Source organism: Staphylococcus americanisciuri, assembly GCF_024814435.1.
GTDB lineage: Bacteria > Bacillota > Bacilli > Staphylococcales > Staphylococcaceae > Staphylococcus > Staphylococcus americanisciuri.
On record NZ_JANUXY010000011.1, the window covers coordinates 1 to 12,634 of the forward strand.

The 12,634-nt window shown below is 38.7% G+C and carries 11 protein-coding genes and 18 tRNA genes; 27 read left to right on the top strand and 2 right to left on the bottom strand.

Translation table 11 applies throughout. The features are described from left to right. Positions 1 to 37 precede the first annotated feature (37 nt). The 17 genes from NXS11_RS09530 to NXS11_RS09610 all read left to right on the top strand — a co-directional run bounded on the left by NXS11_RS09530 (position 38) and on the right by NXS11_RS09610 (position 1,559). Positions 38 to 126, top strand: a tRNA-Leu gene (locus NXS11_RS09530). An 11-nt stretch (positions 127 to 137) separates the two neighbouring features. Then, positions 138 to 211, top strand: a tRNA-Arg gene (locus NXS11_RS09535). A 13-nt stretch (positions 212 to 224) separates the two neighbouring features. After that, a tRNA-Pro gene (locus tag NXS11_RS09540) sits at positions 225 to 298 on the top strand. Between the two features lie 21 nt (positions 299 to 319). Then, positions 320 to 395 (top strand) — tRNA-Ala (locus tag NXS11_RS09545). Between the two features lie 28 nt (positions 396 to 423). Next, positions 424 to 497: transfer RNA gene (locus tag NXS11_RS09550), tRNA-Met, on the top strand. Positions 498 to 527: 30 nt separating this feature from the next. Next, positions 528 to 601: transfer RNA gene (locus NXS11_RS09555), tRNA-Ile, on the top strand. Between the two features lie 9 nt (positions 602 to 610). After that, positions 611 to 703 (top strand) — tRNA-Ser (locus NXS11_RS09560). 20 nt (positions 704 to 723) lie between these two features. Further along, a tRNA-Met gene (locus NXS11_RS09565) sits at positions 724 to 797 on the top strand. Between the two features lie 12 nt (positions 798 to 809). Beyond that, positions 810 to 886 (top strand) — tRNA-Asp (locus NXS11_RS09570). A gap of 7 nt (positions 887 to 893) precedes the next feature. Beyond that, a tRNA-Phe gene (locus tag NXS11_RS09575) sits at positions 894 to 969 on the top strand. Positions 970 to 981: 12 nt separating this feature from the next. Next, positions 982 to 1,057, top strand: a tRNA-Thr gene (locus tag NXS11_RS09580). A 6-nt stretch (positions 1,058 to 1,063) separates the two neighbouring features. After that, positions 1,064 to 1,147: transfer RNA gene (locus NXS11_RS09585), tRNA-Tyr, on the top strand. 7 nt (positions 1,148 to 1,154) lie between these two features. Continuing rightward, positions 1,155 to 1,228: transfer RNA gene (locus tag NXS11_RS09590), tRNA-Trp, on the top strand. 2 nt (positions 1,229 to 1,230) lie between these two features. Beyond that, positions 1,231 to 1,303: transfer RNA gene (locus NXS11_RS09595), tRNA-His, on the top strand. A 17-nt stretch (positions 1,304 to 1,320) separates the two neighbouring features. Next, positions 1,321 to 1,392 (top strand) — tRNA-Gln (locus tag NXS11_RS09600). A gap of 7 nt (positions 1,393 to 1,399) precedes the next feature. Continuing rightward, positions 1,400 to 1,474 (top strand) — tRNA-Cys (locus NXS11_RS09605). A gap of 11 nt (positions 1,475 to 1,485) precedes the next feature. Further along, positions 1,486 to 1,559 (top strand) — tRNA-Gly (locus NXS11_RS09610). A 774-nt stretch (positions 1,560 to 2,333) separates the two neighbouring features. On the opposite strand, the gene NXS11_RS09615 is transcribed toward NXS11_RS09610, so the two are convergent. Beyond that, a tRNA-Leu gene (locus NXS11_RS09615) sits at positions 2,334 to 2,417 on the bottom strand. A gap of 187 nt (positions 2,418 to 2,604) precedes the next feature. On the opposite strand from NXS11_RS09615, the gene NXS11_RS09620 reads away from it, so the two are divergent. The 8 genes from NXS11_RS09620 to NXS11_RS09655 all read left to right on the top strand — a co-directional run bounded on the left by NXS11_RS09620 (position 2,605) and on the right by NXS11_RS09655 (position 9,716). Beyond that, positions 2,605 to 3,663, top strand: coding sequence for a PTS sugar transporter subunit IIC (locus NXS11_RS09620; protein WP_259200783.1), 1,059 nt, complete (start codon positions 2,605 to 2,607; stop codon positions 3,661 to 3,663). Positions 3,664 to 3,840: 177 nt separating this feature from the next. Beyond that, complete coding sequence (locus NXS11_RS09625) at positions 3,841 to 5,247, top strand: ABC transporter substrate-binding protein/permease (RefSeq protein ID WP_373319404.1); 1,407 nt, start codon at positions 3,841 to 3,843, stop codon at positions 5,245 to 5,247. Next, a complete protein-coding gene (locus NXS11_RS09630; RefSeq protein WP_259200786.1) occupies positions 5,240 to 5,962 on the top strand; it encodes an amino acid ABC transporter ATP-binding protein in 723 nt (240 codons plus the stop codon). Before NXS11_RS09625 ends, NXS11_RS09630 begins: the two co-directional genes overlap by 8 nt. A 154-nt stretch (positions 5,963 to 6,116) precedes the next feature. Beyond that, positions 6,117 to 7,244 (top strand): tRNA epoxyqueuosine(34) reductase QueG, encoded by a 1,128-nt coding sequence (queG, locus tag NXS11_RS09635; protein WP_259200788.1) that lies wholly within the window; start codon positions 6,117 to 6,119, stop codon positions 7,242 to 7,244. A 2-nt stretch (positions 7,245 to 7,246) separates the two neighbouring features. After that, positions 7,247 to 7,717 carry a tRNA (uridine(34)/cytosine(34)/5-carboxymethylaminomethyluridine(34)-2'-O)-methyltransferase TrmL gene (gene trmL, locus NXS11_RS09640; RefSeq protein ID WP_259200791.1) on the top strand — a complete coding sequence of 157 codons (471 nt, stop codon included), beginning with the start codon at positions 7,247 to 7,249 and terminating at the stop codon, positions 7,715 to 7,717. A 20-nt stretch (positions 7,718 to 7,737) separates the two neighbouring features. Beyond that, the gene (nagA, locus tag NXS11_RS09645; RefSeq protein ID WP_259200793.1) at positions 7,738 to 8,916 is read left to right on the top strand and encodes an N-acetylglucosamine-6-phosphate deacetylase; all 1,179 of its coding nucleotides are present in this window, start codon (positions 7,738 to 7,740) and stop codon (positions 8,914 to 8,916) included. Positions 8,917 to 8,939: 23 nt separating this feature from the next. After that, a complete protein-coding gene (locus NXS11_RS09650; RefSeq protein WP_259200795.1) occupies positions 8,940 to 9,539 on the top strand; it encodes a 6-phosphogluconolactonase in 600 nt (199 codons plus the stop codon). A gap of 18 nt (positions 9,540 to 9,557) precedes the next feature. Continuing rightward, the gene (locus NXS11_RS09655; protein ID WP_259200796.1) at positions 9,558 to 9,716 is read left to right on the top strand and encodes an SAS053 family DNA gyrase inhibitor; all 159 of its coding nucleotides are present in this window, start codon (positions 9,558 to 9,560) and stop codon (positions 9,714 to 9,716) included. Between the two features lie 75 nt (positions 9,717 to 9,791). Here NXS11_RS09655 and NXS11_RS09660 read toward each other — a convergent pair whose 3' ends face one another. Continuing rightward, positions 9,792 to 10,178 (bottom strand): VOC family protein, encoded by a 387-nt coding sequence (locus tag NXS11_RS09660; RefSeq protein WP_259200797.1) that lies wholly within the window; start codon positions 10,176 to 10,178, stop codon positions 9,792 to 9,794. Positions 10,179 to 10,358: 180 nt separating this feature from the next. On the opposite strand from NXS11_RS09660, the gene NXS11_RS09665 reads away from it, so the two are divergent. Together NXS11_RS09665 and fumC are read left to right on the top strand one after the other, a co-directional pair. Then, positions 10,359 to 10,766 carry a hypothetical protein gene (locus NXS11_RS09665; RefSeq protein ID WP_259200799.1) on the top strand — a complete coding sequence of 136 codons (408 nt, stop codon included), beginning with the start codon at positions 10,359 to 10,361 and terminating at the stop codon, positions 10,764 to 10,766. A gap of 461 nt (positions 10,767 to 11,227) precedes the next feature. Then, positions 11,228 to 12,613: a class II fumarate hydratase gene (gene fumC, locus NXS11_RS09670; RefSeq protein ID WP_259200800.1), complete on the top strand. Its 1,386-nt coding sequence runs from the start codon at positions 11,228 to 11,230 to the stop codon at positions 12,611 to 12,613. Positions 12,614 to 12,634 lie beyond the last annotated feature (21 nt).

Here is a 12,634-nt window from a genome sequence, read left to right on the forward strand (position 1 = left end):
TCGCGGGTTCGAATCCCGTCTTCTGCTCCATTATTTTGCCGGGGTGGCGGAACTGGCAGACGCACAGGACTTAAAATCCTGCGGTAAGTGATTACCGTACCGGTTCGATTCCGGTCCTCGGCACCATTTCAGAATATGCGCCCGTAGCTCAACTGGATAGAGCGTTTGACTACGGATCAAGAGGTTATGGGTTCGACTCCTATCGGGCGCGCTACAATTCTTTTCGGGAAGTAGCTCAGCTTGGTAGAGCACTTGGTTTGGGACCAAGGGGTCGCAGGTTCAAATCCTGTCTTCCCGACTTACTTAATAAATAGTTTATGGGGGCTTAGCTCAGCTGGGAGAGCGCCTGCTTTGCACGCAGGAGGTCAGCGGTTCGATCCCGCTAGTCTCCACCATTTAATTTAATACAATACAACTATATATGGCGGCGTAGCTCAGCTGGCTAGAGCGTACGGTTCATACCCGTGAGGTCGGGGGTTCGATCCCCTCCGCCGCCACTAATTATTAGTTGATAGAAATTATTATTAGGACCTTTAGCTCAGTTGGTTAGAGCTAACGGCTCATAACCGTTCGGTCGCAGGTTCGAGTCCTGCAAGGTCCATATAATTATGGAGGAATACCCAAGTCTGGCTGAAGGGATCGGTCTTGAAAACCGACAGGGGCTTAACGGCTCGCGGGGGTTCGAATCCCTCTTCCTCCGCCATTTGTTATAGTTTCTATTAGCGCGGGATGGAGCAGTTCGGTAGCTCGTCGGGCTCATAACCCGAAGGTCGGTGGTTCAAATCCGCCTCCCGCAATATATTTTTAGTGGTCCCGTAGTGGAGCGGTTTAACACGCCTGCCTGTCACGCAGGAGATCGCGGGTTCGATTCCCGTCGGGACCGCCATTTTTATGGTTCAGTAGCTCAGTCGGTAGAGCAAAGGACTGAAAATCCTTGTGTCGGCGGTTCGATTCCGTCCTGAACCACCATTTTTATTTTTAGCCGGCCTAGCTCAATTGGTAGAGCAACTGACTTGTAATCAGTAGGTTGGGGGTTCAAGTCCTCTGGCCGGCACCATCTTTTGGAGGGGTAGCGAAGTGGCTAAACGCGGCGGACTGTAAATCCGCTCCTTCGGGTTCGGCAGTTCGAATCTGCCCCCCTCCACCATCCTAATAGGGGCATAGTTCAACGGTAGAATAGAGGTCTCCAAAACCTTTGATGTGGGTTCGATTCCTACTGCCCCTGCCATGGCGGCTGTGGCGAAGTGGTTAACGCATCGGATTGTGGTTCCGACATTCGTGGGTTCGATTCCCATCAGCCGCCCTTAAAGTTATAATTAATGGGCTATAGCCAAGCGGTAAGGCAACGGACTTTGACTCCGTCACTCGCTGGTTCGAATCCAGCTAGCCCAGTTCCTTTGGCGGCATAGCCAAGTGGTAAGGCCGGGGTCTGCAAAACCCCTATTCACCGGTTCAAATCCGGTTGCCGCCTCCATGTTTACCTATGCGGGAATAGTTTAATTTTAGAACACTTTCCTTCCCGGAAAGAGGTACAGGTGTAAGTCCTGTTTTCCGCTCCATATTATATGCGGGAGTATTTCAATTTTAGAATATTTTCCTTCCCGGAAAAAGGTATAGGTGAAAGTCCTATCTTCCGCTCCATATTTTTCTATATCCGAACCAATACAGCAATATTAATTGTTGTATCATGGACGGTTTTTTTGTGCTTTTATACGTTTTGGTTCTACATCTTTTATGGTGGGATATGGCATGAATGAGCCATTCTGCCCTTTGCTTTTTAGCATGCAAAAGCGCTCATGCCTCTATCATTTTAAGTAACCAAACTCAAATGAAAGGAGACATGATGCGCCAATGTGACATGATATCTTAAAATGACTCAAAATTAAAGATGAAAATATTCAAATAGATCATATTGATGAAGAAGTGTAAGTCTGTTGTCAGCTTTTTGCCATTGTCTACGGTACTTTATCTTATTCACTTAACAGAAGTCATAAGAATCAAATGTATACTTTAACCTAGCGAAATGGCGCTTTAAGTGCCAGTGCTGTCAAAAAACATTTACAGACTAAACAAGTGTTGTTGATGAACATTGCTTTATCTCTAATCGTGTGAAACGCGTTATTCAAGATAAGCTCACACAAGTACGTCCTGAAAAAGACAATGCGCTGATTGTTGCGTATCGTCGAGTACAGTTAATAGGTATGTAAGAGGCTGTTAAACCATTATTAGTTAAACCTTCAATAGGATTACCTTGTCACATATCTACAGTCTTATCTTTTTTCAAAATAAAAAAATGATGACTTCTCACTGAAAGAAGACATCATTTGAAATAGTACCGATGGTCGGGGTCGAACCGACACGTCCTAATGGACACGGGATTTTGAGTCCCGCGCGTCTGCCAATTCCGCCACATCGGCTTAATAGCAAGTGATATGATTGACTAACAAAATCACATATATGTATTATAGTACGTTCATATTGTTTCGTCAATAATTTTTAAATAAATTATTTTTGGGTGTATGGGCATAAAATTGATAGATTGTTTATTGTGACAACCTTGGTTTTATATTATGATAAACATATTATATTTAAGGAGGGTTTCAAGTGGGAAAGGCAGATAGTAGTGGAAAGCAGTTTTTCAACAACATACTGAATGCTGTCGGGGCGGGCGTTGTTATTGCGTTACTACCGAATGCATTATTGGGGGAATTGTTAAAATTTTTTAAAGATGGTAATGAAGTATTAGAAATGATCTATCAATTGGTCATTGTTATTCAATCATTTATGGCATTTATCATTGGTGTTGTAGCAGCACATATGTTTAAGTTTTCAGGACCAGGTTCTGTTTTTGTGGGAACTTCAGCAATGTTAGGTTCAGGGGCAATTGTTTTTGATAATGGGGCAATCATGTTACAAGGTATAGGGGACATTATTAATGTGATGATTATTGTTACTTTTGCATGTGCCTTGTTTATGTTATTACGAGGTAAGTTTGGCTCATTAGAACTGATTATTTTGCCAGTGGTGATTCCAATTATTTCAGGTTATCTCGGTCTATTGATATTACCTTATGTACGAAAAGTAACGAGTACACTGGGAACTATTATTCATTCGTTTACTGAGTTAAATCCAATGTTGATGAGTATATTAATTACAATTACTTTTGCATTGCTAATGGTGACGCCTATTTCAGTGGTAGCGATTGCAACAGCTATTTCATTAACTGGTTTAGGTAGCGGTGCTGGTAATATGGGGATTGTAGCAGCCTGTGTTACGTTCTTGTTTGGGTCATTAACAGTGAATAAAGCAGGTGTTAATATTGTATTATTAGTTGGTGCGGCTAAAATGATGATTCCAGTGTATTTAAAACATCCGATTATTATGGTGCCACTGATTATTAATGGTACGATTGGTGGTTTACTTGCATACTTTGTAGGAATTGAAGGAACACCGATGTCAGCGGGATTTGGTTATACAGGTTTAGTGGGTCCAATTAATGCATTTAACCGTATGGATGGTGATCCGCTAATGAATATTTTAATACTTGCATTTGCATATTTTATTATCCCGTTCACAATGGCATTTTTTGTTCATCAAATCTGTAAGCGTATTTTACCAAGTTATTCAGATGATATTTATCGCTTTGAATTACCGAAACAATAGTTATATATGATGACTTGTTTTTATCGTTATTGTTTTTTTGTAAAGCAATAACGATTTTTTAAAACACTATTGCATAAATTTGCACTTATATGTATAATGATGAATATCGTAAAAGGGGGTTGCTTAATGAAGTATATACAAAAGATAGGGTGCATCGTTTTCATTTTAGCTATTTTGATGACCACTTTACCATTATCAGGCAAAGTTTATGCCGCAGATGAAAAATGGGAAAAGATAAAAGAGCGAGGAGAATTGCGTGTGGGTCTGTCTGCTGATTATGCGCCGATGGAATTTGAACGCACAATTAACGGAAAACGAGATTATGCAGGTATAGATATTGAATTAGCTAAAAAAATTGCTAAAGATAATGGCCTCAAATTAACAATCATTAATATGCAATTTGACAGCTTATTAGGTGCTTTAAAAACCGGAAAGATTGATGTGATTATTTCTGGTATGACACCTACGTCAGAACGTGAAAAAGAAGTGGATTTTTCCGATTCTTACATGGCCGTTAAACAGACTGTTGTAGTTAGAAAACAAGATAAAGATAAATATCAAACGTTAGAAGATTTAACAGGTAAACGCATAGGTGCTCAAAAGCAAACAACGCAAGAAGAGCTCGCACAAACAGAAATTAAAGATGCAGATGTGCAATCTTTAACGCGTTTGCCAGAAGTTATCTTATCATTAAAGAGTAACAAGATTGATGGTGTTGTGATGGATAGTGCTGTTGCTGATGCGTATTTAAAGCAAAATAGTGACCTTGCATTATCAAAAGTATCATTTGCAAATTCTGAAAAACAAACAGCTGTTGCAGTGCCGAAAGAATCACCAGAACTTTTGGATAAAGTGAATAAAACTATTGCTGAAGTAAATGATAAAAAGTTAATTGATAAGTATGCAGAAAAGGCTGCACAAGCGATGAAAGATGATGGTAGCTTTTTCAGTAAATATGGTACGTTCTTTATCACAGGATTAAAAAACACAATACTTATTTCTATCATTGGTGTTTTATTGGGTGCTGTATTTGGCGCATTGTTTGCATTGATGAAAATCAGCACGATTAAACCATTGAAATGGCTAGCATCTGTATATATTGAATTTTTAAGAGGAACACCACTCTTAGTACAAGTTTTCTTAGTATATTTTGGAACTACCGCAGTACTAGGTCTCGATATATCAGCTTTTATTTGTGGTACCATTGCACTCGTTATTAACTGTTCAGCTTATATTGCTGAAATTATTCGTGCTGGTATCAATGCGGTTGATAAAGGACAGATGGAAGCTGCGAGAAGTCTAGGTTTGAGTTATGGGCAAACTATGAAGTCAGTCATCATGCCGCAAGCGATTAAAAATATTTTACCGGCATTAGGTAATGAGTTCGTAACAGTAATTAAAGAATCATCCATTGTTTCAGTAATAGGTGTGAGCGAGATTATGTTTAATTCACAAGTAGTTCAGGGGGCATCTTTTGACCCATTTACACCGCTGTTAATTGCAGCAGTATTGTATTTTGTATTAACATTCTTACTTTCTCGTTTAATGAGTTACTTTGAAGGGAGATTGAGTGTCAGTGATTAAAATTGATAATTTACACAAGTCTTTTGGTAAAAATGAAGTATTGACAGGGATTAATTTAGAAGTAGCAAAAGGTGAAGGGGTAGCAATCATCGGTCCTTCAGGTAGTGGAAAAAGTACATTGTTGAGATGTATGAATTTGTTAGAAACACCGACAAAAGGACATGTCATTTTTGAAGGTAAAGATCTAACAGCTAAAGAAACAAATGTCGATCAGTTAAGACAAAAAATGGGAATGGTGTTTCAGAATTTCAATTTGTTTCCACATAAAAAAGTGATTGACAATATCATTCTAGCACCTACATTATTGAAAAAAGCAAATCAAGCTGTATTGCGAGAACAAGCGCTTGAACTGTTAGATAAAGTAGGTTTGAAAGATCGGGCTGATGCGTTTCCGAGTCAATTATCGGGCGGACAAAAACAGAGGGTGGCAATTGCACGTGCATTGGCAATGAATCCGAGTGTTTTGCTGTTTGATGAGCCAACTTCAGCACTGGATCCAGAGGTTGTTGGTGAAGTGTTGACTGTTATGACAGATCTTGCCAAAGAAGGGATGACAATGATTGTTGTAACACATGAAATGGGCTTTGCGAAAAATGTAAGTGACAGGGTTGTGTTTATGGCAGATGGTGTTGTTGTTGAAGATGATACGCCACAAAATCTTTTTGAAAACCCACAGCACCAACGTACTCAGAATTTCTTGAGTCGTGTGCTATAAGGAAATAGAGAAGTCTCAAGTATGGTGATATAAAATAAGCCTGCTTGAGATTTTTTTGTTGCCTGTAAATAAATTGAATATCATATACAAGTTGCAGGTGTTGATGACGTGAAATATGTTAAAATAGTAAGGTAACTTTTGAGAGGTGACGAATATGGACGTTGCTCAATTGAAGTCAGATATTATTGCATATGCCCATACAATAGGGATTGACAGTATTGGTTTTACAACTGCTGATCCATTTGATGAGCTCAAGCAAAAGTTGATTGACTATCATGCGAATGGTTATGCATCTGGTTTTGAACCTACAGATATTGAGATGAGAACGAATCCGAAGTTATCGATGTCATCTGCTAGGTCGATTATTGCTATTGCAGTTGGGTACCCGAATCGTTTGCCGAATGTGCCGAAAAGCAAGCGTGGAGAACGAAGAGGGATTTTTGCACGTGCATCTTGGGGCCAAGATTATCATAGCATTATGCGCAAGCGACTGGAAGCATTGGGAGAATATATCAAATCACGTGTGCCAGAGGTAGAAATGATGTCGATGGTAGATACGGGTGTGTTATCTGATCGCGCAGTAGCAGAACGTGCTGGCTTGGGTTACACAGGACGTAATGGCTTCGTGATTAACCCTGACTTAGGCACTTGGACGTATCTTGGGGAAATGTTAGTAAGTATTCCATTTCCACCAGATGATCCAATTATGGATAGCTGTGGGTCTTGTACGATATGCGTGGAGCGTTGTCCGACAGGGGCGTTAGTCGGCGATGGTCAATTGAATAGTCAAAAATGCGTCAGTTTTTTAACGCAGACGAAGGGTTACATGCCTGATCAATACCGTTATAAAATTGGCAATCGTCTTTATGGGTGTGATACGTGTCAGCAGGTGTGTCCTAAAAATAGAGGGATTAATACGCAACATGATGACATTGTTTTAGAACCTGAAATTTTGAAGCCACGTCTTATCCCATTATTGCAGATGAGCAACAAAGCATTTAAGGAAACATATGGTCACTTAGCTGGTGCATGGCGAGGGAAAAAGCCAATTCAACGCAATGCGATTTTAGCGCTTGCTCATTTTAAAGAAAAAGAAGCGGTTCCCGAATTGAAAGCAGTAGCAGAGAATGACGCGCGACCCATGATACGCGCTACAGCCTATTGGGCTATTGGACAGATTTTGGAAGATGAGGCAGAAGCTTATATTTTGTCACGCTATGATTCAGAAATTGAAGAAGTACAAATAGAAATGAAAAAGGGATTAGAAATGAGGAGACTATAATTATGACAATTCATGTTGTGTTATATCAACCTGAGATACCAGCCAATACAGGCAATATTGCACGTACTTGTGCAGCAACAGATACCAAGTTGCATTTGATTCGTCCATTAGGATTTCGCACGGATGATAAAATGTTACGCCGTGCGGGTCTAGATTATTGGAAGTTTGTCGATATTACTTATCATGATAGTATTGAAGAATTTTTTGAACAGACGGACGGCACGTATTATTTATTAACCAAGTTTGGTTCAAGAGCACATACAGATTTAGATTTTTCAGATAGAGAAATAAATCATTATTTTATATTCGGTAAAGAGACAACAGGATTACCAAGTTGGGTGAAAGATAAATACGAAAACACAGCATTGCGTATACCAATGAATGACAACGTGCGTTCACTTAACTTATCGAATACAGCTGCTATGTTAGTATATGAAGCATTGCGTCAACAAGGTTATCCAGGATTACAATAATTCAAAAAGAAGGGATAGTTATGACAAAAATGTATGTAATACAAGGTGGTTATATTTATACGGAAGATGGTGTTGTAAGGGATGGTCATATTGTTGTGAAAGATCAACGCATCCACCAGATTAAACATTTTCCATATCAAGGTTCATTACAAGTGATTGATGCATCTGGACAACACATCTTACCTGGGTTTATTGACATTCACATTCATGGAGGTTATGGACACGATGTGATGGATGCATCTGTTGAAGGACTTGCTGCATTATCAGAAGGCTTGTTAAGTGAAGGGACAACAAGCTATCTTGCAACAACGATGACACAATCGAATACAGCTATACATTCAGCGCTCGAGACAGTGGCTACATATGTTGAACAAGCACAGGCAACACCATTTAAGCCAGCTGCTGAAATATTAGGGGTACATCTAGAAGGGCCTTTTATTTCTGAACATAAAGTGGGCGCACAAAATCCAGCCTTTGTACAGCGTCCTTCTGTCCAACAAGTTCAAGCTTTTCAAAAGTCAGCGAATCAGCTAATTAAAATTATGACGTATGCACCAGAGGTAGAAGGTGCACAAGAAACATTGGCAACCTTGGGTAATGAAATCATCTTTTCAATGGGACATACGGTTGCCACATTTGAACAAGCGACTGAAGCGGTGGCTCATGGTGCGAAACATGTGACACATCTCTACAATGCTGCAACATCATTTGCACATCGAGAACCGGGCGTCTTTGGTGCAGCGTGGACGAATCCATTTCTTCATACGGAAATTATTGTTGATGGGATTCATGCGCATCCAGCAGCTGTTGACGTGGCATATCGCATGAAAGGAAATCATGCCTTATATTTGATTACAGATGCTATGCGTGCTAAAGGGTTGCAAGATGGTGAGTATGATTTAGGCGGTCAGAATGTCATTGTAAAAGGTAAAGAAGCAAGGCTCGCCAGTGGTGCGCTAGCTGGCAGTATTTTAAAAATGAATGATGGTTTGCGCAACTTATTAAATTATACGCATGCGCCTCTAGAAGAATTATGGCGTGTGACAAGTTATAATCAAGCTAAGGCTTTAAATGTTTTGTCACATAAAGGAAGTTTGACAGAAGGTAAAGATGCAGATATTGTTATTTTAAATGATGATATAGAGGTTTTAACGACAATCAAAGCAGGGTATGTAGTGAATAATAACAATAACGAGTAAACACAATTAAGGAGTGGGTAACGATGGCGATGAATTTTAAAATTTTTAAAGATCAAGATACGGTAGCGACTTTTGTTGCGGATATTTTAAGAAAGCAATTCAACAATAATTCAACAACGATTGCAGGTGTGCATTTGCAACACGATCAAGCACCTATTAATGCAGCTTTACAACAAAATGTATCTAATAATCCAGTAGATTTTAGTCAAATTCATATTTTGGATTACGACAACAATGCAGTTTTTTATAAAAATTTAGGTGTTCCAGAAAAACAAATTCACCAAATTCCAACAGATGAGAAGATTGAAGCATTTATTAAGCGTCATGCGAAAACGAAAGAAAACAAAGGTAAGCTAACAATGCAAGTTGTGACGATTGATCGAGAAGGAAGTATGGGTATCCCGATGAATGATGGTGTATTGATAGCACGTGAGATTATTCTCGTATTAACAGGTAGTGAGAAAGCTGAAGTTGTACGCAAATTATACGAAGAGAATGGTAGCACGACATTTGTGCCGTCAAGTTTGAAATCCCATCGCATGGTTAATGTCGTGTTAGATGAAGCAGCAGCGCAAGGACTACCTGAAGATGTAAGAAGTTATTTTACGGAACTGTATGCTTAATACTAAGGAGGACTTGTGATGAACAAACAAAATAGTGATAATGGCATGGTTGAGAGCTTTGAGGAAGTTGTAGAATTGGGCAAAGAGATGGAACAAATCTCTGAGGAGAATGATGAACAAAAGTATGATCAATCGCATGAAGAATCGGTGCGTAGTGATCGTAAATCAGGTAAATAACGTACGTAGAAAGCTAGCAGTGTATTTTATTAAAAGGCCTGCTAGCTTTCTACTTGTGTGTACAAATTGTATATATTACGTGTTAGTATAGTGGGCTAGTTCAATTAAGTTGTTGTCAGGATCTCTCACATAAATTGATATTATTTTGCCTAGTGCGCCGGTTCTTTCAACAGGTCCCAACTCAATATTGATATGCTTTTGTTGAAGATGTAAGATTACCTCGTCGATAGGTTCTACAGTAATCAGACATAAATCAGCAGATCCCGGTGTAGCCATTCCAGCATTAGGTGTGATGACTTTGTCTACTTGATGAATATTAATTTTTTGTGGTCCAAATTTTAGTGCCGTGCGGTTGTGCTCAAAATGAATAATTTCCATTCCCAATACATCATGATAAAATTTCACAGTCTGTTGAACATCTTCTACTGTCAATACAAGGTGGTCAATATTACGAATGTGCATTAGTATGAACCTCCTAGTGAATGTGAATAGTTTTATTCTAACCCAAGAATGAACTATCGTAAAAGTTTTTGTATGTTGATGTGACGTGTTATATAAAAATGGTTGTAAATTGTCGCTGTGTATATGACATGAATATGATAAAATAATGAGGACTTTACAAACTATATCAAGGTGACAAAAATGAAATTATATCGATATTGGGTGTCTTTACTCGTCATTTCTACAATTGTGAATTTACTTTCTATTAAAGGATTTCCATTAGCATTGGGAACACTTTATTTGCCTGTATTATTTAAAGTTGTGCAGTTACAGATGAACTTGTCTAAAGGACTTGTGGATGATTGTGTAACAGCTGAGACATTTATTCAGAGCAATCAAAAAGGTGTTATTATCAGTGTAATCTGTTGTATCGCAATAACAATTGGGCTATATATTTACTTGGACAGCTTTTATGCTGGTCTTGACGGTATTTGGTCATTATTGATACAGCTGAGCCCATTGTTATTAGCACTGGGTATGATTTTATATATTTTAACAGCTATTGCAGTGATTCAAGCAGTAAAACAACGATATAGAACAATACATTGAGTTTAAAGCATAACTAGAAGGCTTATGACAAGTTTCTAGTTATGCTTTTGTGCGTTTTTAGATGAGCTGATGAATTGAGTTTCTTTAAGACACAAGTAGAATCTTAGCACTCTGTAAAGGGCACTTTATTTTATTAAATCTGATAGTAGATAACTGAAGTGAAAATACATGCTTTAAACTTTTTCCTACTATATCAGACTTGCTAGGATAGACAATGGAATCTTGTTAGAAAAATGGGATTGCTGTTCTGCGCTCAAGTTCTAATGAGAGACCTGATTTTTAAACACTGACATCAGTTGCCTGGCATATAAATAAAATATGTCCTAGCTTGATACAGGACAGTTTTAATTATGCACAATTTTTTACACTTGAGTAGCGAGATGTAATTGAACGAATATTTCGTTTAATGCTATAATTTAGGTGTAGAGGTGAAACAAAAACAATAAAGGGGTCGAGTAAATATGTCAGTAAGAATTGAGCATGATACATTTGGAGAAATCGAAGTACCAGCAGATAAATATTGGGGAGCACAAACACAACGTAGTAAGCAAAACTTCCCAGTTGGTAAAGAAAAAATGCCGATTGAAGTTGTGTACGGTTTTGCACAATTAAAACGTGCTGCTGCACTTGCAAACAATGAGTTAGGCAAGTTGAGCGATGCCAAAAAAGATGCCATTGTGCATGCATGTGACCGTATTTTAGCTGGGGAACTCGATGAACATTTCCCATTGGTTGTATGGCAAACAGGAAGTGGCACACAAAGTAACATGAATGTCAATGAAGTAGTAAGTTTTGTTGCGAATGAGTATTTGGCAGAACAAGGAAGTGATGAGAAAATTCATCCAAACGATGATGTGAATAAGTCTCAAAGTTCTAACGATACATTCCCAACAGCGATGCATGTAGCACTCTATCATGAAATTGAACAAAAGTTAGTGCCTGCATTAAAAGGATTACGTGATACTTTCTACAATAAGGAGCAGGCATATCAAGATATCATCAAAATCGGTCGTACACACTTACAAGACGCAACACCGATTACACTGGGTCAAGAAATCAGTGGCTGGCGCTATATGTTAGATGTTTGCGAACAATTGCTTGCAGATTCTAAAAAGCACATTTTGAATTTAGCAATTGGTGGGACTGCAGTTGGTACAGGTATTAACGCGCATCCTGAGTTCGGTGATAAAGTAGCAGCGCATATTTCGGAAAATACAGGTTATCCGTTTGTCTCTTCACCTAATAAATTCCATGCATTGACTGCGCATGATGAAGTTGTACAGTTACATGGCAGCTTGAAAGCGCTTGCTGGCGATTTGATGAAAATTGCTAATGATGTAAGATGGTTAGCATCTGGTCCACGTGCTGGATTAGCTGAAATTTCAATTCCAGAAAACGAGCCAGGTTCATCTATCATGCCGGGTAAAGTAAATCCAACGCAATGTGAAATGTTAACAATGGTTGCTGTACAAGTTATGGGAAATGATACGGTCATTGGCATTTCTAGTTCACAAGGTAACTTTGAATTGAATGTATTTAAACCAGTAATTTTGCATAATACATTACAATCAATTTATTTATTAGCGGATGGTATGAATACATTTAATGAAAACTGTGCAGTAGGCATTGAACCAATCGAGGCACATATCGATAATTATTTAAACCAATCATTGATGTTAGTGACAGCATTAAACCCACATATCGGTTATGAAAACGCAGCATCAATCGCTAAAAAAGCACATAGAGAAGGATTAACATTGAAAGAAGCGGCGATTCAATCAGGGCACCTAACAGAAGAACAGTTTGAACAATGGATTCGTCCAGCTGATATGGTTCATCCTAAATAATCGAGGAGGCAACTTGTACGT

Excerpts from the sequence above, each read along its gene's own strand:
- NXS11_RS09625 (WP_373319404.1), top strand. The coding sequence starts at position 3,841 with ATGACCACTTTACCATTATCAGGCAAAGTTTATGCCGCAGATGAAAAA.
- fumC (WP_259200800.1), top strand. The coding sequence starts at position 11,228 with ATGTCAGTAAGAATTGAGCATGATACATTTGGAGAAATCGAAGTACCA.
- NXS11_RS09655 (WP_259200796.1), top strand. The coding sequence starts at position 9,558 with ATGAACAAACAAAATAGTGATAATGGCATGGTTGAGAGCTTTGAGGAA.
- queG (WP_259200788.1), top strand. The coding sequence starts at position 6,117 with ATGGACGTTGCTCAATTGAAGTCAGATATTATTGCATATGCCCATACA.
- NXS11_RS09650 (WP_259200795.1), top strand. The coding sequence starts at position 8,940 with ATGGCGATGAATTTTAAAATTTTTAAAGATCAAGATACGGTAGCGACT.
- NXS11_RS09665 (WP_259200799.1), top strand. The coding sequence starts at position 10,359 with ATGAAATTATATCGATATTGGGTGTCTTTACTCGTCATTTCTACAATT.
- NXS11_RS09660 (WP_259200797.1), bottom strand. The coding sequence starts at position 10,178 with ATGCACATTCGTAATATTGACCACCTTGTATTGACAGTAGAAGATGTT.
- nagA (WP_259200793.1), top strand. The coding sequence starts at position 7,738 with ATGACAAAAATGTATGTAATACAAGGTGGTTATATTTATACGGAAGAT.
- trmL (WP_259200791.1), top strand. The coding sequence starts at position 7,247 with ATGACAATTCATGTTGTGTTATATCAACCTGAGATACCAGCCAATACA.